The organism is Pedobacter cryoconitis (assembly GCF_014200605.1).
GTDB classification, from domain to species: Bacteria; Bacteroidota; Bacteroidia; order Sphingobacteriales; family Sphingobacteriaceae; genus Pedobacter; species Pedobacter cryoconitis_B.
The window spans coordinates 817,671-841,476 of sequence record NZ_JACHCE010000001.1 but is presented as its reverse complement, the minus strand read 5'-3'; the positions used below and the strand labels follow the sequence as shown (position 1 = coordinate 841,476).

Genomic DNA, 23,806 nt, shown 5'->3' with positions numbered 1-23,806 from the left:
TATAAGCACCAAAAATATCAAATAAAATATACTTAAAATTAAGTAAATAAACATAAAAATAAATAAAAAGCCTAAAATAGAAAACAAGCCCCGGCAGACCCCATTTATAACATCATAAGCCAATTATAGGTACAGATCAATCCATGGTATATTTACTACTTATATAAATACATATTCGGCTCTTCGCTTTTGTAAATAAATTAATTTGTGTACATTTGCGTAAGAACGGAGTATAAACACAAACTCTCTTAATACTTACTTGCTAATCAACATTTGATTAGATTCAATTTCTCCTGGCTCCCCTACCGTTGTTGCCCGGGAATTTAAGTTTTATTCGGGCTAGATCGATCCAGCAATACATTATTTTGGAACGCCTTAACAAGTAACAGCAGAGAAGAGTTATTTTTTAACTAAATACGGAAATTTATGGCTAAGTCTCAGGCGACCTTCATGAAGAAGCAACTAGAAAAAAACAGGCAGAAGAAAAAAGAAGATAAAGAGCAACGCAAAGAAGAACGCAAACAAAATTCAACAGGCGGCGATTTGGAAAGTATGATGGCATACGTGAATGAATTCGGTGAAATTGTATCTACACCTCCTGAAAAGAAATAAATAAAAAAGCCTGATTCATATGAATCAGGCTTTTTTATTTATATAGCCTATATTGAATCAGATCCAACACAGGGTGATTAATTACATCATGAAATTCAACCTAGTTTTTTGGCTGAACTCTACCAGATTTTCTATCCTCTCCACGACCAATCAGATATCCTGCACCAGCACCGGCAACCCCACCAATCAATGCACCCCTGCCTTTCTTTTTATCAATCAGCGCACCACCTAAACCACCTGCACCAGCACCAATCACAGCTCCTAAAGCCGCACTACTCCAGCCTTTCTTTTTCTTTGTAACTGTAGTACTGGTCTGATGATCTGTTGAGTGATGACTCGGAGAAGCCATAGTTGCAGCAGGAGCATTTTCAGCAGCTTTGGCAGAAGCCAGCATCAATACCCTTTTTTCTTCCTGTGCTTTAGCAGCCTGCAGCTTTTCTGCAGCATCTACTTTTTTAAAGCTATCCAATCTCATACTGTCTTTTACAGCCTTAATTGTAGCTATCTTAATTGCTTCTTCTTTTTTAGCATTAGAACATGCCGTAAAAGCAAGAGCTATACCTAATACTGCGAATATCTTTTTCATTTTTTGTGTGTTTTATTTAATAGATACTAAAGTTTTGTTGATAGATATTAATCCTGATATACCATAGACCAAAATGATGCCAAGATTAATATTTCTGTTACAAAAAATCTAAAAAGCCTTCTATTTATCCATTAAAGGCGAATATCCTGGACTTTCCCTTGTATCATGGTTATCATCTTCTCCATCAGGATTATGAGAGATCCGATCATTATCATTGTTATAATTTCTTCTTCCAGAGTTCACAGACGAACCATCTGCATCCAGCCCCAAATTATCTGTTTCAACATATCCGTTAAATTTTCTCTTCTGATCAAACGCACTGGCTGTATTTACCTCATCTTTTTTAATAGTGTTTACTTTTGACTTCATAATATCACAAATTGATCTTTAATATTTTCTAACAACAAAAATATGCGCTGCTGGTTTTGCCCGATTCATGTAAAATGAATACAATAAGCAATTAAGATTTTGGATATTAGTATTCAATTGATTATTTTCACAGCGAAATTTATAACATTAATATGCGTACAACAGGAAAAGTTAAATGGTTTAATTCTGCAAAAGGGTTTGGTTTTATAACTCCAGAAGATGGAGGAAAAGATATTTTCGTACATTTTTCTGCAATTGCAGGAGATTCATTCAGAGAATTGAATGAAGGTGACAATGTAGAATTCGAATTGAATGACGGTAAAAAAGGCCCTGAGGCTTCTAATGTAACTGTTCTTTAGAAATTCGTTAAAATTTAAAAAAGGGGTGATGCAATGCATCACCCCTTTTTTAATATAAACCTATATCCATCCAAAACAAATCCCATACCTCACAAATAATTAATAATGATCCCTTTAAATAAAAAAATCAGCATATTAGGCTGTGGATGGTACGGGCTGGAACTTGCCAGGGAATTGATAAAAAACAATTATACGGTCAAAGGTTCAACCACTACTCCAGAAAAGCTGGATAATTTGCAAAAAGCAGGTATTATCCCCTATCTTATAAATTTCAGTGAGGAAAAAGATCATTTTGATATTGAGTTTTTCAATTGCGATATATTAATTATCAGTATCCCACCAAAAAGAAGTTCAGCAGAACAACATTTCTTCTTATCAAAAATTGAGAAAACAGCAAAGCTGGCAGCAGATGGGCGCATTCCAAATATTATTTTTATCAGCGCTACCTCTGTTTACGCAGATGACAACAAAGAAGTTAATGAGCTTACAGCTCCAAATCCGCAGACACCATCTGGCCAGGCAATTCTATCGGCCGAATCCCTATTAAAAAACATTCCCGATTTTACGACAACAATACTCAGATTTGGTGGATTAATAGGTCCTGGCAGAGATCCTGGAAAATTCTTCGCTGGAAAACAACAAATACCTAATGGAAAAGCACCTGTAAATCTAATCCATTTATCAGACTGCATTGGTTTAACATTGCGCATCATTAACAAACAGGCATTTGGCTATACCTTTAATGCCTGTGCTGAAGATCATCCAACCCGATCTGTTTTCTATACTGCTGTTTCACTAAAATCCGGATTTGATAAACCACAGTTCAATGATGAACTGCTCAGCTGGAAATCAGTAAATAGTATATATATAGCTGAGAAACTGGACTATAAGTTTAAGGTTACATTGAATTCTATAATATTGCCATTCCTTAGCGTTTAATTGATATATTGCATATCTTTTTATTCTTTTCAAACTAAAAGAATTTTGAATTCAGAACATAAAAGATATAAGAGCTTGTCAGAATTATAAGGTAATTTATCTATCTTTTATCAGGCAGATTTTAAACAGGCTCCAGAATTGCAGGAAAATATATACAGACATGAAATTAACGATTTGGGGAGCAGCGAAACAGGTGACGGGAAGTATGCATCTGCTTCAATCGCACAATTATAGTATACTGATTGATTGCGGACTCGATTATGAAAAAGAAACCTATCAGGAAGAAAATCAATATTTCCCATTTGATCCGGCCACTATAGATGTCGTTATTTTAACACATGCTCATATCGACCACTCCGGAAATCTACCCACTCTTTTAAGAATGGGCTTTAATGGTCAGATTTTATGCACACCACCAACAGCAGATCTTACAGAACTGCTCTTAATGGATTCTGTAAATGTATTTTTAAGCAAACAAAATAAACGTACAAGAGGTAAACGTGCATCATCTGGTCCAAAACCACTTTATCTGTATAAACATGTAATGGATACTGTAGATCGTTTTGTCACCATTGCTTTCGATAAAGATTTCACTATTAAAGAAGGTATTACCCTTCGTTTTATTCCAGTGGGCCATTTATTGGGTGCTGCAGCTGTTGTACTAAGCATTAAGGAAGACGGGCAGGAAAAGAGAATTGCATTTACAGGTGATATTGGCCGTAAAAATTATCCGGTACTGGTAGACCCGCAGCCAATTCCTGAGGTCGATTACCTGGTATCTGAATCAACTTACGGAGGCCGTCTTCATAGTAAAGACACCACAATTGAGCAGAAACTGGTAGAAACGATCAATGAAACCTGTATTAAATTTCCCGGCCGTTTAATCATTCCCGCCTTTAGTATAGGCAGAACTCAGGCTCTGGTTTATTCTCTCAATAAGATATTCAGTGAAGGCTTATTACCACCTGTAAAAATATTCGTAGACAGCCCTCTTGCAAGTTTCGCAACAGACGTATACCGTAAGCATCATCACTTACTTAATGAAGAGTCGCAGGATTTTTATAACCGTAAAGGCGATGAATTTGAATTTGAAGAACTTTCTTATGTACAGGATAAGAGAGAAAGTATTTCTATATCCAATTACCACGAACCCTGTATCATCATTTCTTCGGCAGGGATGCTTGAAGGGGGCAGAATTCAGGATCACCTATACCACAATATTCAGAATTATTATTGTACTATCCTATTTATCGGCTATTGCGCCAAAGGTACTTTAGGCAACAGACTACTTAGAGGAGATCCTATAGTCCGTTTACGCCATCGTGACCTGATGGTTTTTGCTACAATTAAACAAACTGATTTACTAAGCGGACATGGCGATCATGACGACCTTTTAAATACGGTCAAACAGCAACAACCTCAAACATTAAAAAAAGTATTTCTTGTTCACGGTGAAAGCAAAAGTCTGGAGAGCCTTTCAGCAGCAATTACAGCGTCCGGATACTCAGTATGTATCCCGGAAAAAGGTGAAGTATTTGAACTATAAATTTAGTAAAAAAGCTTTTTTGTAGTAAATACTATACAGTCCATTGAACTTTGGCAGAGAATAGTCAGTTTTAAAATTAACATCAATCACCCCTATAAAGCACTCATTATCAGTTATTTTTATTTTTTAATCCTTCAAAACCCACCAATTGGCAGGATTATTACGTGTTGGCTAATCATTCAGTAGAGAACTGAAGGTTTAATATCTAACTATAAATAAAGATGAACTCAAGAATTACAAAATCAGTGTTGGTACTTTCCTTGGTAGGACTATCAACCTCGTTGTTTGCTCAGGATGTTACCCCTGATACAACAAAACGCTTCGACAAGAAAAATTTCCGTACGTGGTCAATAGGATTAAATGGTGGTATGTTAACTCACTACACTCCTTTCAATAACAGATCTAATGGTGATTTTAGTACTCCTCAGGAGAGCTGGGGTTACGGAGGTTACATCAAGAAACAAATTCTTCCAGGATTTGGTATCCAGGCTGACTTCCTTGCTGGTAAAGTAAAAGGTCTGAGAGCTAATGTTGATGGTAATACACAACAAAATACAAGTTTCGAAACCCGTATTGACTGGTCAGCAGCTGTTAGTGGTAACTTTACCATCGCTAACATGAGCTTAAACCACAAACGTACTGTACTTTCACCTTATTTAACAGCTGGTGCTGGTTACATGTCTTCAAGTGCAAATACAAATGCAGTTGGATCAGCTGCTACTCCTGCTGGAAGCACAGGTTATGGAGAGCACTGGTTTATCCCGGTTGGAGCAGGTTTCAAAGTTGGATTATCAAAAGGTGTTAACCTTGATTTAGGTTATACAGTTAACTTCATGAAAACTAACAACTTTGACGGTGTACAAAGTGCAGCTAATGACAAATTCACTTATGCACATGCTGGTGTTGAGATCGCTCTTGGTAAAAGAGGAACTTCTCAATTACAAAACTTCAGTGCAATCGCAGCAGTTCGTGAAGAAAGTGCAGCTGAAAGTGCTGAGTTAAGAAGAGCATTATCTACTTCTGAGCAAAACAGATTGAGAGATCAGGAGCAATATGCTAAAGATATGGGTGATGAAGATGGAGATGGTGTAGCTAACAAATTTGACAAATGTCCTGGAACTCCACCGAATACAGTTGTTGATGGTTCTGGTTGTCCTTTAAAAACACCAAAACAAATTATCAAAGAAAAAGTAATTGTTACTGCTGAAGATCGTAAAGTTGTTGATGAAGCAATCAGAAACTTAGAGTTTGACTTAGGTAAATCTACTATCCGTGCTACTTCTTACAACACTTTAAACAGAGTTGCTGCTTTATTAGTAGAGAAAAACTTTAGCTTGAAATTAGCTGGTCACACAGATAACACTGGTTCAATGGCTATCAACTTACGTCTTTCTAAAGACAGAGCTGAAGCGATCAAAACTTATTTAGTTTCACAAGGTGCTAATGCATCACGTATCGAAGCTACTGGTTACGGTCCAAACCAACCAATTGCATCTAACAAAACTGCAGCTGGACGTCAGAAAAACAGAAGAGTTGAATTCTCTTTATTTTAATCTGAATAAAGCTTAATCAATAAAAAAAGAAGGTGTCTCAAAAGGACACCTTCTTTTTTTATACCACGATTTTAGGCTTAGCTATAGATTATTATCAATTTAATCCGGATCCCGTTCCGGCCAGTACTCCCCTTTTATCTCCAATTCTTTTGTCTTCTGATCAATCAGCATTGTTAGCGTCATCTTTTCCAGCTGCAAAGTATCTATTGCACTGCAAACACTAAATTCTTCCAATGCATACTGAATTTTTAAAGTGATCACTTCAGGAATATTTAAATGAATACTATCGGCGATAACCTGTATACTGCTTACCTTTTCCCGGGGATGATAAGCCAGCAGCATATAGGCAAGCTGATCTGAATATACATTAATCAATTGAATAAGTCTCTCTTTTAAAGCATCTGATGAATTATTTAAGCCTGATAAAATACCGGATACCAATGAGCCATTTACCTTGATTGATGATTGCATACGCTAATTTATGGAATAAAAAAATACCCCCAAATAGTGTCTAACTTTTTGGGGGCAGTGCATTTTGGGGGCAGTGCATTTTGGGGGCATTTTTAAGTGTTTTCTTAACAAACCTTTTATACCAGTTCAGCTAAAGCCGCGCTAGTAAACCCTTGTAATTCATCAACACGACCAGCATGAATTTTCTGTACCCAGGCCGGATCAGCTAAAAGAGGTCTTCCTACTGCTACAAGATCAAAATCGCCTCTATCCATTCTTCTCACCAGTTCATCCAGAGAACTTGGTTGTGAAGCTTCACCACGGAAAGCCGCCGTAAAGTCTCCATTCAAGCCTACCGAACCTACTGTTATGGTTGCAGCGCCAGTTATTTTCTTAGCCCATCCTGCAAAGTTTAAATCTGAACCTTCAAACTCAGGTTCCCAGAAACGACGTTGTGAACAATGTAAAATATCTACACCTGCGTCTACTATAGGATTTAACCAGCTATCCATTTCCGCAGGATTGGCTGCAAGTTTAAAATTATAATCCTGAGGTTTCCATTGTGATAAACGCAGGATAACAGCAAAATCATCACCTACCTGTCTGCGTACTTCTTTTACAACTTCTACAGCAAAACGGCTGCGTTCTGCCAGGGTTTTACCGCCATAATTATCAGTACGGTGGTTTACCTGATCCCAGAAAAACTGATCTATCAGATATCCATGCGCTCCATGTATTTCTACCGTATCAAATCCCAGTTTTTTAGCATCTGACGCCGCACGGCCATAAGATAAAATAGCATCTGCAATATCGCTTTCGGTCATTGCTTTTCCTTTTGACTCTCCCGGATTAACAAACCCCGACGGTCCTTCAAATTCTGCAGAAGGTAGCCAGCCAGATCTATGATCAGCCTGTATGCCCTGATGCCAGATTTGCGGCCCCATTTGTCCCCCTGCAGTGTGAACATCCTGAATCACTCTATTCCAGCCAGCCAGTGCTTTTTCTCCATAGAAATGAGGGATATTAGGGTCATTTGATGAAGAAGGACGGTCAATCACAGTACCTTCTGATAAAATCAACCCTACATCACCAGCAGCTCTTTTACGGTAATAATCAGCAACATCGGCTGTCGGTATGCCATCAGGTGAAAATGACCTTGTCATTGGTGCCATAACGAACCTGTTTTTCATGTTCAATGTTTTCAGCTTAAAGGGCTGGAACAAACTGTTTGTATTCATAGCTATTTAATTTTATATTGAAATTTCTATTAATTGTTTGAGCTCAAGACAGGCTGCCTCGTTTCTTTTGTAATAGGTCCACTGGCCTATCCGGGTTGCTTCTATCAAACCAGTTCTCTGGAGAATAGATAAGTATTCAGAAACTGTTGATTGTGTCAGCTGCGCCTTAAGATGTATTTGCCCTACACAAACACCAACCTCTTTAATATCTCTGTCTTGTGGAGGAAAATGTAATTCGGGCTCTTTCAGCCACTGCAAAATCATTAATCTCGTCTTATTTGACAACGCTTTAAAAACTTCTACCTGATCCATAGGACAAAGATATATCGACTTTTCCCGATATACCTATTAAACAGAAGAAATTGACAATAATTTGATTCCCGGACAAATGACTGACAATAAAAAAGGCCTAACCACTCTATAAGGAGTAATTAAGCCTTTAGCAATAAATCGGAACCCGATTTACAAACTGATTATATACATTGCCAAACTGTATCGACAAACCATTTCTTATGATCAAAGAAGTGTTTCACCGTTTTAAATCCTGATATTTTAGCAATATTTTCTGTCTCTTCTACACTGTATTTTTGAGAAATCTCCATATAAATGACTTCATTCTGCCTAAACTGAAATGTATGATCAGCGATATTGACCCTTTGTTCAGTTTTACTGACCAGGTAACTCTTACAGGCACCGGTTATCGGGTCATAATTTGGATAATGTTCAAACTGAGAAATATCAAAATCACCGCCCAGTTCATCATTTATCCTATACAGCAAATTCAGATTAAAATCACGGGTAAAACCAGCTGCATCATTATAGGCGGCAAGAATAGTATGCGGATTCTTTTTCAGGTCAAAACCTATCAATACCAAATCCCCTTCCTGTAAAGAAGCCCTTAGTTTACGGCAAAATTCAATTGCATTTTCGGGAGTTTCGTTACCAATATTCCCGCCAAGCATTAAAACAACCTTTTTCCTCGAAGAAATCCGGTTTGCTTTTTCGAGCATATCAAAATACTCACCATTGAGCCCCTGTACTTTAAGACCTTCAATTTTCTCAGGCAATGACTTTTCTAAATGCGCAATCATAGTCGAAGAAATATCAATAGGCATATAAGTAAAATCTACATTTGTATCTACTAATTCTTTCAGCAGATAACTGGATTTAGTTGCATCACCAGCACCCATTTCTACCAGGTCAAAATTATTAAAACCATTTTTAAGGGTTATGGCCAGATCTTTAAACCTTTCTCTAAAAATCTCCTTTTCACAATTAGTGGGATAATATTCAGGGCAATTCATGATTTCCTGAAAAAGTTTATCTCCTTTACCATCGTAAAAATACTTTGGGTTTAAAGTCTTTTGTGGTTGACTAAGGTCTTGTAGAACCTCTTTTAGAAATTGATCCATATGATTATTTTGCAAGCCTGATTCCGCTAAACATCCAGCGCATATCAGGGTGAAAGAAATTTCTGTAAGTATTTCTGCTGTGATTTAAAGGTGTAGCTACAGAGGCCCCACGCAGCACTTTCTGATTAACCATGAATTTACCGTTATATTCTCCCAGGGCACCCGCAGCTTTAGAAAAACCCGGATAAGGCAGATAAGCACTTTCAGTCCATTCCCATAGTTTACCCCATTCAAATGATGCTGATGCGACTTCCCACTCAAATTCAGTAGGCAGACGCATTCCTCTCCATTGCGCATAGGCAGATGCCTCATAATAGCTGATATTGGAAACTGGTGAATTCATTTTCAAAGGTTCAAGCCCGGATAAACTATAGCGATGCCATTGTCCATGTATTTCGTACCAGTACAAAGGGGCAGTAATATGTTTTTCATTAAGCCAGTCCCATCCCTGGGCATGCCAAAGGCTAAAATCCTGATACCCTCCAGCCTGTATAAATTCCAGGTATTCCTGATTACTAACTAACCGGGTGGATATACTGAAGTTCTGTACATATACTTTATGTCTGCCTAATTCATTATCGAAATGAAAAGAATCGCCCTGATGACCTATCTCCTGTACACCTTCTTTAAAAGCAGCCCATCCCTGTTCAGAAAGGGTAAGCCCTTTTTCTATATTATCTATAGCATAGGCCGGGAAAAGTGGATTATGGCCTAATATATATTTGATATCATACCATAATAGCTCCTGATGCTGTTGTTCATGGTTTAAACCCAAAATCAAGAGTTCTTCTACCTCTTTACTGACACCACATCGCAGGAACTTTTCCATCGCCTCATCTACGTAAGCCCGGTAATGAAAAATATCATCTACAGTTGGACGACTCAGATTCCCCCTGTCCGTACGGATTACCCTTGCTCCTATACTTTCATAATAACTATTGAAAACATAGTTATAATCAGCATTAAACAATTGATAGGCGACGGCATGTGGAATTAAAATAAAGGTTTCAAAAAACCAGGTGGTATGGCCAAGATGCCACTTTGGCGGACTAACTTCTTCCGTCGGTTGTACCACATAGTCTTCTTTTTGCAGTTGGTCACATATCAATACGCTATGCGACCTCACTACGGAGTATTGCTCCCAAAGTGACATATTAATTTTGATTTAGATGGTTGGTTAAGTCTGTTATAGTTTCAATCTGCAAACTTTGTGCCTGTTCTCTCCGCATCATCAAAGCATAGGCATTATTAAAACCTATAGGTTTAAGCCACTTGATATTAAACTGCTGTTTAAATCCATCACTCACATAACTATATACACCTTTAACATCACCTGCTAATCTGTTTATAGTTTTCCTGTCTGGTTTTAACAGCACCAAAAACCCTGTTCCTGTATACTCAGGATAGAAATCTATCTGATTATTAGTCAGTGCATCAAAACATATTTTTGTGCCCCCCAGTCCGGTTTTGGTAATCACATCTAAATCCGTATTTCCTCTGATCAATATTTTATATAACTGGGCAAGAATATATTGTTCACCAAATATCTTAGAACCTATCCTTATTGTCCCTTTTCCCGGAACCCTTGCTGGTTTATAAAAATGATGGGCTTTGGCAAAATCCAGAGCTACTTTCTCTGGAGTTTCTTTCAGCTGATCTACTTTATAATTCAGCGCAGTCATAGTTGAATCATTAATAAAACCCGATAACAGGTTTAATACCCCCTCCAATTCAGGATGCTGATCCAGCACTTCCTGCCTGACCACGGGAGCCGCATAATAAGGAGGAAAAATATGTTTATCGTCTTTTAGAATGACTAAATCATAGGCTTTCAGTCTTCCGTCAGTACTATAACCACTAATTACGTCCAGTTTTTTCTCAAAAGCAGCTTTATACATAACGGCATCGCTGATCACGACTGTTTCAATACCTAGTTTATATGTTTTTTTCAAACCCAGATAACCATCTTCCCTCCCCATAAATTCGGGTGTAAAACCACCTAACATTTTCCCGCCAATCTGCGTAGGCAGCAAATAAAAAGAGCTCAGGGTAATGAAGATAAAAGGAAGTACTAAATAAGAAATACGGATACTTTTTAAATTGAGCTTTTGAACCAGCGATAATAAAAAATCCAGTAAAATAGCCAGTAAAGCAGCAGGAATAGCACCTGCAAGGATCATATTGGAATTATTTAAAGCGATACCGCCGAAGATAAACTCACCTAAACCACCCGCAGCAATATAAGCTGCCAAAGTCGCCACACCTACATTAATTACTGTGGCTGTGCGGATACCAGCCATCAAAACCGGAAATGCAAGCGGCAATTCTACCTTCATCAGAATTTGCCATCTGCTCATGCCCATCCCTTTGGCAGCGTCCACTACTGCGGGATTAACCTCCATAATACCCGTGTAGGTATTTCTGATAATCGGTAAAAGCGCATAAAGAAAAAGTGCCAGGATTGCTGGCTTAGGTCCAATGCCTAAAAAAGGGATCAAAACTCCAAGCAAAGCGATACTTGGGATAGTCTGTAATATCCCTGCAAAACCTAAAACAATACCCGATAATTTTTGCTTTCTCGTGATTAAAATCCCAACAGGGACCGCAATCAGAATAGCGATAACCAAAGAAATCAGGGTAAGCCCAATATGTGCCCAGGTCTGACTCCATAATTTATCAGATTGCTGTATTACAAATTGCCAGAAACTTTGAGTCTGATCCATATTATTGTTTTTTATAAGCTGAAAAAGCACTCATCAGGTCTTCTATAGCAGAACCCTCAGGGACATCCCGCTGAAGCAATTGCTCCATTCTTTCCCAGACACTAACCGTCCGGTCTGAATATTCAGGCAATAGTTCGCAAACCAATACAGATTTCAATTCCAGTTGTAACCGCTGCTCTTTAAAAAAGTCAGCGACAAAATCATTTGCAGGATAAAAAAGTAATTCTTCTGGTGTGCCAATCTGTTTAATTTGCCCCTGATCCATCAAACAAATCCGGTCCCCCATTTCAAAAGCCTCCTGCACATCGTGTGTAACCATGATTACTGTCTTTTTAACCAGTTCATCCAGCGCTTTGAATTCCTTACGGATGCTGATTCTTGTCAAATTATCAAGTGCCCCAAAAGGCTCATCCATCAACAAAACAGGTGGGTTAACCATCAGCGATCTCGCCAGACCAACCCGTTGCTGTTGCCCGCCGCTAAGTGCTGCAGGATATTTATCCGCCAGTACCGGATCGAGATTAAGTTTATGAAAAAGCTCATCTGCCCTTTTACGGATATCCGTAGGCTGCCATTTTAATAATCTGGGTACAATAGCGATATTCTCAGCTACTGTATAATGCGGAAAAAGGCCATGATTTTGCAATACATATCCTATTCCACGTCTTAATTCTTCGGGCTGACGGGTCCGCACATCGACACCATCTATAAAAACAGTTCCCGAATCAGGTTCTATTAATCTGTTAATCATCCTTAGGGTAGTCGTTTTACCACATCCGCTGGTACCTAATAAAATCAGGTTTTCGCCCTCTTTTACTTCAAAACTAATATCATTTACTGCTACTAAAGAGCCAAATTTCCTGATCAGGTTTTCTGCTTTTATCATTTAAGCGATTGACATAAATAAATTATTGAGTGATTCAGCATATAAAGGATGTGCAAAAATCGCAAATCTGATCTCTTCATAGGTGATTTTGCCCATCATTGCCATTTGCAGTACAGACATAATTTCGCCCCCCTGTTCGCCAATAATTGTTGCTCCCAGAATCTGTTTACTTTTTTTATCCACTACAGCCTTCATAAAACCTCTGGTTTCTGCAGTTTCAATTGCACGGGCCACATTCTTCATTGGAATTTTAGCTACCAGGTAATCTATCCCTTTTTCTTTGGCCTGAGTTTCAGTCATACCTATCCTGCCCAATTGAGGATCGGTAAACATGCAATAAGGTATCATACGATCTTTAATACTCATTTTACTGCCTTCGAGAATATTTTTAGTGACTACAATATAGTCATTATACGAGATATGTGTAAAAGCAGGGCCACCTTTTACATCTCCTAATGCATAAACATGAGAAGCTTTGGTTTCCAGAAATTCATTAACTTCAATAAATCCATGGGAATCACATTCTACAGCGGTATTTTCCAATCCTAAAGCAGCTGTTTGCGGGTTTCTGCCTGATGCAATTAACACATGACTGCAAGTAACAGTAGTGCTTTTGCCTTTTAAATCTATAGTAACTTTGATTTTATCATTAGCGAGCGTCTCAAATTTCAGGACCTTCGCATCAGTTAACACATCGATTCCGTCTTCTTTAAAAATCCTACTCATCACTTCACAAACGTCATTATCCTCTTTAGGCATTAATTGAGAGGATTGTTCCAGAATTGTAATTCCAGAGCCAAAACGCCTGAACATCTGTCCAAATTCAAGACCGATATATCCTCCTCCTACGATCAGCAGATGTTCAGGAACTTCTTTAAGCCCGAGGATTGTCGTAGAAGTCAGATATTTGATTGCTTTTATACCTTCTATATCAGGGATCCGGGGACTGGCACCTGTATTGATAAAAATATGTTTGGCTGTATAATTTTCAAATGTGCCGTCATTTGCATTTACATATACCGTATGATCATCCTGAAATTTAGCTTCTCCGTAAATCAGGGTCAGGTTCTTTGTCTTTTCAATACCGGCTAAAGAACCTTCACGAAACTGTGTAACAATAGCAGATTTACGAGCCATAACAACTTTAAAGTTGACTTCATAGGCCGGAATATCAATTCCCAAAACCTTACTGTTAGCAGCCAGATAAGCCATTCTTGCGGAAGCTACCATTGCTTTGGTTGGCGTACAACCATCATTGATGCAAGTACCGCCAACCAATCTTTTCTCTATTAATGCAGTTCTCCAGCCTGCGTCAGCCAATTTCTTGGCAAGGGGCACGCCAGCCTGGCCTGCACCGATTACAATTGCGTCAAATTCCTTCATTAGGAGAACAACAATTAAAAATCCAAAATGGTGACAACTTTTTCTAATTCTTCAGGAGTATTGAAATAATGGGGAGAAAGACGCACCGCGCTCTCTATGTTTTTCTTAGGAAAATCAATCCTTGCAGAGCACAAAGAAGTAATTGAAAAATAAACATGATGTTCACGAAGTTGCTGTGCAATTTCTTCAGTCGTATGCTGATCCATGGTAAAGGTCAGAATATTACTCAACTGCGTTCCTCTATCCTGTAAATTGAGTCCTTTAACCTGTTTCAGCTGATTCCTGAACTGAGCCATCAAACCAGCGTTATATTCCTGAATATTTGCCATTCCAACATGATTAGCATATTTAACCGCCTCTTTAAGTGCTAAACGGCCTGCAATTGAAGACTCCCAGAACTCAAACCGCTTTGCAGTAGGTTCCAGTTTATAATCATCGGCCGAAGTCCATTCTGCACCGATCATATCAATAATTAATGGGGCAAGTCCTGCCTCCAGTGCACGATCAGATACATATAAAAAGCCGGTACCACGAGGTCCGCGCAAGAATTTCCTACCCGTTGCCGCAAGAAAATCACATCCTATTTTCTGGACATCCACAACCAGTTGTCCTACAGACTGACAGGCATCTACCAAATACCAGGTATTATATTTCCTGCAAATTGCACCTACTTCTTCTGCTGCCTGTACCAATCCGGAACTTGTTGGAATATGTGTGAGGGCTACTAATTTAGGCTGATGTTCTTTAACCAGTTCTTCAAAAGCAACCAGATCCAGATCCCCATCAGACCGGGTAACCGCTCTGATAATTTTAATTCCGAACCGTTTCTTTAAAGAAAGAAAGGAGATCTGATTAGAAACATAATCATCGTCTGTAGTCAGGATAACATCTCCTGTTTTAAACTCAATAGATGAAATAGCTTTTGCATAAGCATCTGTGGCACTGGTTTGAAAAGCTATATTCTCCAGCCTACAGTTCAGCAGTTTAGCTGTTTCAGCATAAAAATCATCTATCCCTTCCTGGTTTAGAGATGCCAGCGCATATCCTCCGATCCGGGCCTCTTCGGTCAGGCTGTTCATCATGATATCAAATACTGTATCGGTCACCAGCGAGGAGCCCGCACTATTAAGAAAAATTTTATCTGTACAACCTCTTGTCTCTTTTCTGATTGTGTTTATATCCATTTTTTTAAAGAATTTATTCTATCTGTTCAACAATAATACCGGCTCTGTTTTTTAACCCCGGAACCATGCGTAAAAGGTAATCAAAAAGCCTTAAATCTGTTCTATATCATCACAATTTTTGATCCGGATCACACATATTTCAAGTTGAATTGTCTTAATTGCAGTTTAAATAACAATTATGAGCCAACCCAAATATAGCAGTGCAGAAGATGCCGTAAAACATATTCAATCGGGCCAGCGCGTATTCCTTCATGGCAGCGCAGCAACCCCTGTATTATTGATTAAAGCCCTGCAGCAAAGGCATGCTGAGCTTAAAAAAGTAGAACTGGTTAGTATTTCTACCCTTGGAGATGTCGATTTCAACAACCCTGAATGGCGTGAAAGTTTCTTTTTCAATTCTTTATTTACTTCTGCCAATACCCGTGCAGTTGTCAATAGTGCAAATGGCGATTATGTGCCAGTTTTTTTAAGTCAGATCCCCAAACTATTCCGGGAAGGTTTTTTACCTATTGATGTAGCGGTCATCCAGGTATCCCCACCAGACGTTCATGGCTATTGCTCTTTAGGAACTTCAGTAGATATCGCCAGGGCAGCCGTAGATACCGCAAAACATGTCATTGCCCAGGTAAACCCTAATATGCCACGTACACATGGTGATGGCTATATTCACAGCAGTAAAATCAACGTCTTTGTATGGCATGAATCCGCATTGCCTGAGGTTGATTATTCGGCTAAAGTGAGTGATGCAATGGTCACAATCGGTCAGCATATTGCCTCTTTAGTAGAAGACGGTGCGACGCTGCAATTGGGAATAGGGGGTATCCCCGATCAGGTTTTGAAGAATCTTGGCAACCATAAAAACCTGGGGATCCATACCGAAATGTTATCAGACGGTGTAATTCCACTGATTCAAAATGGGGTCATCAACAACAGTATGAACAAGATTAACCGGGGTAAATCTATCACTTCATTTATGATTGGAACACGTAAACTTTATGATTTTGTGAATGATAATCCAAGCATCAGAGTCATGGATATTTCTTATGCAAATGACACCAGTGTGATCCGTCAGAACCCAAAAGTTACCGCCATAAACTCGGCCATAGAACTCGACTTAACAGGACAGATTTGTGCAGATTCTATGGGGACTTTTCAGTATTCAGGCATCGGGGGACAGATGGATTTTATTCATGGAGCTTCACTTTCAGCGGGTGGAAAACCGATCATAGCTTTACCTTCAATTACCTCTAAAGGAATCTCCAGAATTGTACCGTTTTTAAAAGAAGGGGCAGGTGTAGTAACCACCCGTGGACATGTACATTGGGTGGTTACAGAGTATGGAAAAATCAATCTTTTTGGAAAGAGCCTGAAGCAGCGTGCGAAGGCATTAATTGAACTCGCACATCCCGATCACCGTGAAAATCTGGAAAGGAAATGCTTCGAAAGGTTCGAAACTAATTTCGAATAAAATTTCCAAAAAATACATAATAATCTAATATTCAGAATAATTATAAACACCAGCTAATCTAAAAGGTAATAACAAAAATAAACCTCTGGATCAACTGATACGATCCAGAGGTTTACGGTCACCAACAGGCTGCGCCTTATATTTACTTGGTGTAACACCGGTCACAGCTTTGAATTGTGTAGACAAATGTGCACTGCTGCTATACCCCATCCGGTAAGCAATTTCATTCAGATTCAGCTCTCCGTATTCCAGCAATTCTTTTACTTTTGTCACCTTCTGCTGGATGATATATTTCTCAATAGTGATCCCCTCCACATCCGAAAACAACCTGCTGAGATAAACATATTCTTTGTTTAATTTATCAGCGATCACACTCATCAGACTTTGCTTAAGTTCAAACAAATTTGAATAATGGACCAGTTCAATAACCTGGGTTTTCACCTGCTCCACCAGCTGGTCTTTATCTTTATCGATCAGCTCAAAACCCAGCACCTGAAATGCCGAAGAAATGTCCTGAAGTTTTGCCGGATCAGGGTCGGGCGAAACCGTTACCTTACCTAAAGAAATCTCCCCCACAGTAAGCCCAAGATTCTCCAGTTGCTGCCTCACAATAAGGATGCATCTGTCGCAGACCATATTTTTAACGTGCAGCTGCATATCAGATTAATTCGGCCTGGAAGCCGGCCTTTTTTACAGTCTCCAGAATTTCGTCTTTCAGGTTTTCAGCATCACCCGTTACGGTCAGAACTTTATCAGCTACATCAGTATCTACTTTCCATTCTTCCAGGCCAGTCATTGCGTTTAAGTGAGGAGTTACCGTAGCAATACATCCACCACATTTAATATTCGTTTTAAATTTCAGCGTTTCCATAATATCTATTTTAAGAGATCTTGTTTAATAAAATTAGTTTAATTTAATCAGTTTTAACCTGAGGCTGTTCCCTACTACCGAGACTGAGCTTAATGCCATTGCTGCTCCTGCAATCATTGGATTGAGCAAAAAGCCATTCAAAGGATATAATATGCCGGCGGCTAAAGGTATACCAATCAGGTTGTATATAAAGGCCCAGAATAAATTCTGTCGTATCGTTCTCACTGTTGCCTGAGAAAGTTTCAATGCTTTAGAAACCTGTCTCAGGTCTGAAGAAATCAGGGTAAGCTTGGCTACATCAATAGCAATATCAGATCCTTTGCCCATTGCAATGGAAAGATCTGCCTGTGCAAGTGCCTGGCTATCATTGATCCCGTCCCCTATCATAGCTACAATTTTACCCTCTTGCTGCAGACTTTTCACGAACTCTGCTTTCTCCGCAGGAAGCACGTCTGCCTTATAGTTCAGAATCCCCGCCTGTTTCGCAATTGCAGCCGCTGTAAAGACATTATCTCCCGTAACCATATAAACTGTTATCCCTTGAGCCTGCAACTCCTCTACGGCTTGTTTTGAGCCCGGCTTAATCTGATCAGCAATTGCAACAACAGCAAGTACCTGTTTACTGCTGGTAAAATAAATCACTGTTTTAGCGCTCTGCTGAAATTCATGAACCACCGCTTTTATATTTTCGGGAAGTTCTCCATGTGCCTGAGTCAGTATTTTATGACTTCCTGCAAAATAAGTTTCTCCATTAAAAACAGCTTCTACCCCTTTCCCGGTTAGACTTTTAAAATCAGTAATTGCAGCCGTCCTGATATCCATAGTCTTGATATAACTCACTACAGCCTCGGCAAGCGGATGTTCAGACTGTTGCTCCATTGCCAGAAATACACCAAGCAGTTGTTCATCACTGGCATGCTCACGATTAACCCATTCTATACCGGTCACCAGCGGCTTACCTTCGGTAATTGTCCCTGTTTTATCCAGAATCACGGTATTTACTTTATATCCGGATTCTAAAGCTTCGGCATCCTTAATCAGCATTCCATGTTCAGCACCTTTACCAATTCCGACCATGATTGCCGTAGGCGTAGCAAGCCCCAAAGCACATGGACAAGCGATCACAAGTACCGTCACCATGGCCATCAATCCCTGGCTGAGTTTATAATCTCCGCCAAATAAAAGCCAGACTCCTAAAGTACAAACCGCAATAAAGAGCACGATTGGAACAAATATACCGGCTATCTTATCTACCAGTTTTTGAACCGGAGCTTTAGATCCCTGTGCGTCCTGCACCAGTTTAATAATCTGTGCCAGTAAAGTTTCAGAGCCAACCTTCTCAGCAATGAACTTGAAACTGCCCTTCTGATTGATTGTACCAGCAAAAACTTTATCTCCTGATTCTTTCAAAACTGCTACAGGCTCACCGCTGATCATACTCTCATCCACATAAGAGCGGCCTTCATCAAGCATACCGTCAACTGGAATTTTGTCTCCCGGTTTAACAAGTAGCCTGTCACCAGCTTTTACAGCCGATACGGCTATTTCCTGTTCTCCGGTTTCGGTAATCAGCATCACTGTTTTTGGCTGGAGTCCAATTAATTTCTTAATTGCCGAAGAAGTATTTGATTTTGCATTCTCCTCCAATAGTTTACCCAGCATAATAAAAACAATCACTACAGCTGCTGCCTCATAATACACGTGGGGATGAATGCCTTTACTGTGCCAAAACTCAGGAAAAAAAGTATTAAAGACACTAAACAGGTAAGAAATACCTGTACTGAGTGCAACAAGGCTATCCATATTTGCCCTGCCATGCTGTGCCTGTTTATAAGCATTGATAAAGAAATTCTTGCCAAAGACAAATAAAACCGGGGTGGTTAGGGCAAGCATATAATAATTTGCATAAGGAATATCCATCAGCAACATCCCTATGATCACTACTGGTAAAGTAAGTATCCCTGCAAGAATAGTCCGGGTTTTTAAGGCGCTATAATTTTGTTGCTGTACCTCTTCCTGTTTCTCTTTACCGTTCAATTCATCCAGAATAAGATCATATCCTACCGATTGCACCGCAGCCTGAATCTGTTCAGGAGTAATTTTCCCAGGCTCATAACTTACTTTCACTTGTTGAGTGGCATAGTTAACCTCGGCGCTCTGTACCCCTTGCTGAGCTTCAATCATAGACTGTACACTAGAGGCACAGCCTGCACAGGTCATACCTAATACCGGGAGAGAAATAGTCTGGAGCTTTGTTAAATCTGACATCTTGTTTAATTATAAAACAAAGATAGGCCCTGCCCGTTCCAAACACTTACATCATTTTGTTATAATTTTATAGAATAATGCATGCCTCATCAAACTACCCGCTGTGACATGGATAAGCTGCGTGTAGCTTATCCCCCACCCTTTCGCTTAAAAAAATATGGGCATTATCTATTTTGTACTCACAAAATAGTCCTTTGCAATCGTGCCAAAAAGCACAAACACAAATCTGAACTTATATGACTTCACACCAAACTGCACTAAAAAATCCACCAGATAGGGTTCTATCGTTTGTAAAAAAGCATTGCAATAATTTGCTGGCTGGCTGACAATCTTCTTAGTCTTATAATCCTCACTGAGTTTATTCAAATTCACCTTCACAGAACTATCTTCATCAACATTAAAAAAGTTCCCTTCAATAGCCGACCAGCCTGATGATTGACTATTCTGTACCCATTGATTCAGATGGTCGTTAAGTTGTCTGTTAAATTCCTTTTCCATATACCGGCAATATTATACTAATATTCTTAGTAAAACAACATCTGTTGAAAAATAATACTAATTATTATTTCCCTTTCCTTTTAAAACCAATTTCCTCCCCTGGCTTACCTTCCTTTTCAAGGAATTTACTCAGGTAAGTAAACAGCACCTCTATTTTCTCATCTTGTTTCAATAATTTCCTTTCCACCTGTTCAACCAGCAGCAAAACAGAAGGGCATATAACGCGTTCCTCCGCCACCATCGTTTGAGGTCACAAATTGTGACGTCCATATCCGATCTACTCATCAAAAAATATTACCCCTAAATAAGGTCCTTAAACTTCGCCACAAAGTTTCGCCAACAACCAAACCATCAAGCTTCGTCATCAACCAAACCATCAAGCTTCGCCAACAACCAAACCATCAAGCTTCGCCAACAACCAAACCATCAAGCTTCGTCATCAACCAAACCACAAAGTTTCGCCATCAACCAAACCATCAAGTTTCGCCATCAACCAAACCATCAAGTTTCGCCAACAACCAAACCATCAGGCTTCGTCATCAACCAAACCATCAAGTTTCGCCAACAACCAAACCATCAGGCTTCGCCAACAACCAAACCATCAAGCTTCGTCATCAACCAAACCATCAAGCTTCGCCAACAACCAAACCATCAAGCTTCGCCAACAACCAAACCATCAAGCTTCGCCAACAACCAAACCATCAAGCTTCGTCATCAACCAAACCACAAAGTTTCGCCATCAACCAAACCATCAAGTTTCGCCAACAACCAAACCATCAAGTTTCGCCAACAACCAAACCATCAGGCTTCGTCATCAACCAAACCATCAGGCTTCGCCAACAACCATAACATCTTCACCTCCTTGCCCAACTCTTCCTCAAGCTTTCCCCTTACCTATTTGAAATCCTCATACAGGTTAGAGATTTTTAAAAAGTTCATATCTGTTTTCGGGCATTGTTCATCCCTTCAGATGAACGCGGTCCGTAAAACAGGTATGACTTTTTAAAAATCCCCTTCCACTCCTAAATAAATTTCAAATCCACGTAAGGGTAAACCTCCCTCTTGTTGTCCCTTAGCTAAACAACAACAAAATGAACAGCAAACTCTACACAACAAACCTCCTGAAAACAGCCATAATAACCCTGTTAACAACCACAACCCTATACGCACAAAACAAGCCATCAAGAACTCATATCGGGTTAATATATCCTTTAAGCAGTAATGGCAGGCATGCCCCTCTTGACAGCAACACCTTTTCTTTTAACCTTCTTGCAGGCGTATCAGCTGCAGAAGACGGTTTTACCCTTGCAGGTCTAACCAATATCATCCATCATACTTCAAAAGGTGTACAAATCGCAGGACTTTCAAACCATATAAGTCAAAATGCAGAAGGCCTAAGAATAGCTGGCTTAATGAATCTCACCGGAGAGAGTCGCGGCCTCTCCGTTGCCGGCTTACTCAACAAATCGAATGATATGAAAGGAGCTCAGGCAGCAGGTTTTATGAACCTAGCACAAAACTCAACAGGTTTTCAAGTGGCTGGCTTTCTGAACAAATCAAAAAACATCTCTTCACAAATTGCGGGTTTTGCGAACATTGCGGACAGCGTTAAAAACGTACAAGTGGCTGGCTTCTTCAACAAATCAAGAAACACCACCTCACAAATCGCCGGTTTCATGAACATTGCTAAAAAGGTCAAAGGCGTACAGATAGCCGCTTTCATGAACATAGCCGATAGCTCAGACTACCCTATTGGTCTGATCAACCTAATTAAAAACGGAGAAAAAAGTATAGCCATAACCGTTGACGACAACCTGACTACTATGTTAACCTTCAGATCGGGAGGAAGAATCCTTTATGGAATTATCGGGGCAGGTTATAATTTTAAAAACGACAAAGAAGTATATGCTTTTGAAGCTGGGTTTGGTGCACATGTTTACACCTCACAAGCCTTTCGTTTAAATCTTGAATTAACAGCCGCTTCCCTGTCAAAAAACTTTAAAAATGGAGAATATTTCAAATCCTCCTTCAAAATCCTTCCTGCTTTTAGAGTCAACCAGCATCTTGAAGTCTTTGGCGGCCCGACTTTCAATTATGTAAATACAAATACAGCCGAAGGAAGAAAACTGACAGAGAAATTTATCTCCAAATGGGATAATAAGGACAACAACAGGCTTCAGGGAATTTATGCAGGCTATACCGCCGGTGTACAGTATATATTCTAACCAACGACCATACCCGAATTTACCAACATCAATATTTTAGCTTATGATCCCGTTCAAAAAAGCACATCAAACTCTTCAAATTGTATTCCTGGTGCTTTTGACTATAGGAAACCCTTTAAGCGCACAGCCCTTCACAACCAAAGACCCCCCGGCTGTGCGCATAGAGAACCTCTTATTCTTTATTCAGAAAAGTCCTGATGCCAATACTGTAGTCTATGAACTTAACCTTAACGAAGATGGAACACTCTGCACACAGGCCCCCGTTAAAGTATCCTGGATCAGATACGCAGAAGATGGAAAACGGGAAGAGCTAACAAGTATAGAAAGAAAACACGTTTATGGGGTTCAAAGTCAGGATTTAGGGAATGACGAATATGAAATCCACCTGATGGCCTATACTAAATTGCCCTTATACCTCAGGCGTTCTCAAACCGATAACAAGTATAAAATCTATATTAAAGATGAAGGCCTGCCCTATTTATTGAAAAGGGCCTTTATCAAATTAGACAGATGTTCTTTCTGGTATCCTAAAGTGAGGTACATCGATCTGGTTGCGGTGGACACCGCCAACGGAAAAGAGATTTTACGAAGAATTAATATTTGAGACAACCTAAGAAGCAGAATTAATATATTTGGAGAAGACATACCACGTGGAATTAACCGGAACTGTGATACAAACTGCAGCTATTCAATACGACGATACCGCTTTCGAACACTTGTTTAAAGCGCACTATAAAGCCTTGCATATCTATGTAAACACGATGATCCGTGATCAAGAGATAGCAGAAGAGATTGTGCAGAACAGATTTATGAAATTCTGGGAGAACAGGGCATTGCTGAATATTGAAACTTCAGTTAAAGCCTACCTGTATAAATGCGTCTATCATGACACCATGAATTTCCTGAAACATGAAAAAGTCAAAGCGCGTTATCAGAACTATACCATTCATACTTCTCAGGCAAGCGAACCTGCTTCGCACAGAATAGAATTAAACGAATTAGAATCCCGGTTACATGGGGCAATGGAAGATTTACCTGAACAATGCCGGCTTATATTTCATATGAGCAGGTTTGAAGAATTAAAATATAGAGAAATTGCAGAACAGCTGGGACTTTCTATTAAAACAGTAGAAGGCCAGATGGGCAAAGCCTTAAGAATATTACGCTTAAAGCTGGTCGATTTTTTAGCTCTTATTTTACTGGGAATAATGTTTTACAAGGATTTTTTGAAATAAG

General features: G+C 39.4%; 25 protein-coding genes. 9 read left to right on the top strand and 16 right to left on the bottom strand.

The window, feature by feature from the left end:
* Positions 1–426 precede the first annotated feature (426 nt).
* Complete coding sequence (locus HDE68_RS03900; protein WP_183879113.1) at positions 427–612, top strand: hypothetical protein; 186 nt, start codon at positions 427–429, stop codon at positions 610–612.
* A 100-nt stretch (positions 613–712) separates the two neighbouring features.
* Here HDE68_RS03900 and HDE68_RS03895 read toward each other — a convergent pair whose 3' ends face one another.
* Both HDE68_RS03895 and HDE68_RS03890 read right to left on the bottom strand, forming a co-directional pair.
* A complete protein-coding gene (locus HDE68_RS03895; RefSeq protein WP_183879111.1) occupies positions 713–1,198 on the bottom strand; it encodes a YMGG-like glycine zipper-containing protein in 486 nt (161 codons plus the stop codon).
* A gap of 120 nt (positions 1,199–1,318) precedes the next feature.
* Positions 1,319–1,567 (bottom strand): hypothetical protein, encoded by a 249-nt coding sequence (locus HDE68_RS03890; RefSeq protein ID WP_183879109.1) that lies wholly within the window; start codon positions 1,565–1,567, stop codon positions 1,319–1,321.
* 152 nt (positions 1,568–1,719) lie between these two features.
* On the opposite strand from HDE68_RS03890, the gene HDE68_RS03885 reads away from it, so the two are divergent.
* The 4 genes from HDE68_RS03885 to HDE68_RS03870 all read left to right on the top strand — a co-directional run bounded on the left by HDE68_RS03885 (position 1,720) and on the right by HDE68_RS03870 (position 5,964).
* Positions 1,720–1,926: a cold-shock protein gene (locus HDE68_RS03885; RefSeq protein WP_037438206.1), complete on the top strand. Its 207-nt coding sequence runs from the start codon at positions 1,720–1,722 to the stop codon at positions 1,924–1,926.
* 105 nt (positions 1,927–2,031) lie between these two features.
* A complete protein-coding gene (locus HDE68_RS03880) occupies positions 2,032–2,865 on the top strand; it encodes an SDR family NAD(P)-dependent oxidoreductase (protein WP_183879107.1) in 834 nt (277 codons plus the stop codon).
* 160 nt (positions 2,866–3,025) lie between these two features.
* Complete coding sequence (locus tag HDE68_RS03875) at positions 3,026–4,411, top strand: MBL fold metallo-hydrolase (protein WP_183879105.1); 1,386 nt, start codon at positions 3,026–3,028, stop codon at positions 4,409–4,411.
* Positions 4,412–4,632: 221 nt separating this feature from the next.
* A complete protein-coding gene (locus HDE68_RS03870) occupies positions 4,633–5,964 on the top strand; it encodes an OmpA family protein (RefSeq protein ID WP_183879103.1) in 1,332 nt (443 codons plus the stop codon).
* A 99-nt stretch (positions 5,965–6,063) separates the two neighbouring features.
* Here the strand turns inward: HDE68_RS03870 and HDE68_RS03865 are convergent, their stop codons facing one another.
* The 9 genes from HDE68_RS03865 to HDE68_RS03825 all read right to left on the bottom strand — a co-directional run bounded on the left by HDE68_RS03865 (position 6,064) and on the right by HDE68_RS03825 (position 15,240).
* Entirely contained in the window at positions 6,064–6,435 is a 372-nt protein-coding gene (locus HDE68_RS03865) for a hypothetical protein (protein ID WP_183879101.1), read from the bottom strand.
* 116 nt (positions 6,436–6,551) lie between these two features.
* Positions 6,552–7,652 carry an NADH:flavin oxidoreductase gene (locus HDE68_RS03860; RefSeq protein WP_183879099.1) on the bottom strand — a complete coding sequence of 367 codons (1,101 nt, stop codon included), beginning with the start codon at positions 7,650–7,652 and terminating at the stop codon, positions 6,552–6,554.
* Positions 7,653–7,664: 12 nt separating this feature from the next.
* A complete protein-coding gene (locus tag HDE68_RS03855; RefSeq protein ID WP_183879097.1) occupies positions 7,665–7,964 on the bottom strand; it encodes an ArsR/SmtB family transcription factor in 300 nt (99 codons plus the stop codon).
* Positions 7,965–8,125: 161 nt separating this feature from the next.
* Entirely contained in the window at positions 8,126–9,064 is a 939-nt protein-coding gene (locus tag HDE68_RS03850) for an L-histidine N(alpha)-methyltransferase (protein WP_183879095.1), read from the bottom strand.
* A gap of 4 nt (positions 9,065–9,068) precedes the next feature.
* The gene (gene egtB, locus HDE68_RS03845) at positions 9,069–10,217 is read right to left on the bottom strand and encodes an ergothioneine biosynthesis protein EgtB (protein ID WP_183879093.1); all 1,149 of its coding nucleotides are present in this window, start codon (positions 10,215–10,217) and stop codon (positions 9,069–9,071) included.
* Position 10,218: 1 nt separating this feature from the next.
* Entirely contained in the window at positions 10,219–11,787 is a 1,569-nt protein-coding gene (locus HDE68_RS03840) for an ABC transporter permease/substrate-binding protein (RefSeq protein WP_183879091.1), read from the bottom strand.
* 1 nt (position 11,788) lies between these two features.
* On the bottom strand, positions 11,789–12,673 hold the full coding sequence (locus HDE68_RS03835) for an ABC transporter ATP-binding protein (RefSeq protein ID WP_183879089.1): 885 nt from the start codon (positions 12,671–12,673) through the stop codon (positions 11,789–11,791).
* Positions 12,674–14,056, bottom strand: a complete 1,383-nt coding sequence (locus HDE68_RS03830) for a mercuric reductase (protein ID WP_183879080.1) — start codon at positions 14,054–14,056, stop codon at positions 12,674–12,676.
* 14 nt (positions 14,057–14,070) lie between these two features.
* Complete coding sequence (locus tag HDE68_RS03825) at positions 14,071–15,240, bottom strand: aminotransferase class V-fold PLP-dependent enzyme (protein ID WP_183879078.1); 1,170 nt, start codon at positions 15,238–15,240, stop codon at positions 14,071–14,073.
* 178 nt (positions 15,241–15,418) lie between these two features.
* Between HDE68_RS03825 and HDE68_RS03820 the strand changes: the two genes are divergently transcribed.
* Positions 15,419–16,708: an acetyl-CoA hydrolase/transferase family protein gene (locus HDE68_RS03820; protein ID WP_183879076.1), complete on the top strand. Its 1,290-nt coding sequence runs from the start codon at positions 15,419–15,421 to the stop codon at positions 16,706–16,708.
* Between the two features lie 90 nt (positions 16,709–16,798).
* Here HDE68_RS03820 and HDE68_RS03815 read toward each other — a convergent pair whose 3' ends face one another.
* The 5 genes from HDE68_RS03815 to HDE68_RS03795 all read right to left on the bottom strand — a co-directional run bounded on the left by HDE68_RS03815 (position 16,799) and on the right by HDE68_RS03795 (position 20,586).
* Positions 16,799–17,344 (bottom strand): helix-turn-helix domain-containing protein, encoded by a 546-nt coding sequence (locus HDE68_RS03815; RefSeq protein ID WP_260171602.1) that lies wholly within the window; start codon positions 17,342–17,344, stop codon positions 16,799–16,801.
* A 22-nt stretch (positions 17,345–17,366) separates the two neighbouring features.
* Positions 17,367–17,579: a heavy-metal-associated domain-containing protein gene (locus HDE68_RS03810; RefSeq protein ID WP_183879072.1), complete on the bottom strand. Its 213-nt coding sequence runs from the start codon at positions 17,577–17,579 to the stop codon at positions 17,367–17,369.
* A gap of 33 nt (positions 17,580–17,612) precedes the next feature.
* Positions 17,613–19,847: a heavy metal translocating P-type ATPase gene (locus tag HDE68_RS03805; RefSeq protein WP_221300656.1), complete on the bottom strand. Its 2,235-nt coding sequence runs from the start codon at positions 19,845–19,847 to the stop codon at positions 17,613–17,615.
* 168 nt (positions 19,848–20,015) lie between these two features.
* Positions 20,016–20,345: a hypothetical protein gene (locus tag HDE68_RS03800; RefSeq protein WP_183879070.1), complete on the bottom strand. Its 330-nt coding sequence runs from the start codon at positions 20,343–20,345 to the stop codon at positions 20,016–20,018.
* Positions 20,346–20,409: 64 nt separating this feature from the next.
* Positions 20,410–20,586, bottom strand: coding sequence for a hypothetical protein (locus tag HDE68_RS03795; RefSeq protein ID WP_183879068.1), 177 nt, complete (start codon positions 20,584–20,586; stop codon positions 20,410–20,412).
* Positions 20,587–21,436: 850 nt separating this feature from the next.
* Between HDE68_RS03795 and HDE68_RS03790 the strand changes: the two genes are divergently transcribed.
* The 3 genes from HDE68_RS03790 to HDE68_RS03780 are packed head-to-tail and all read left to right on the top strand — an operon-like array spanning position 21,437 to position 23,805.
* The gene (locus HDE68_RS03790; protein ID WP_183879066.1) at positions 21,437–22,570 is read left to right on the top strand and encodes a hypothetical protein; all 1,134 of its coding nucleotides are present in this window, start codon (positions 21,437–21,439) and stop codon (positions 22,568–22,570) included.
* 43 nt (positions 22,571–22,613) lie between these two features.
* Positions 22,614–23,174: a DUF4833 domain-containing protein gene (locus tag HDE68_RS03785; RefSeq protein WP_183879064.1), complete on the top strand. Its 561-nt coding sequence runs from the start codon at positions 22,614–22,616 to the stop codon at positions 23,172–23,174.
* 28 nt (positions 23,175–23,202) lie between these two features.
* Positions 23,203–23,805, top strand: a complete 603-nt coding sequence (locus HDE68_RS03780) for an RNA polymerase sigma-70 factor (protein WP_221300655.1) — start codon at positions 23,203–23,205, stop codon at positions 23,803–23,805.
* Position 23,806: the final 1 nt, after the last annotated feature.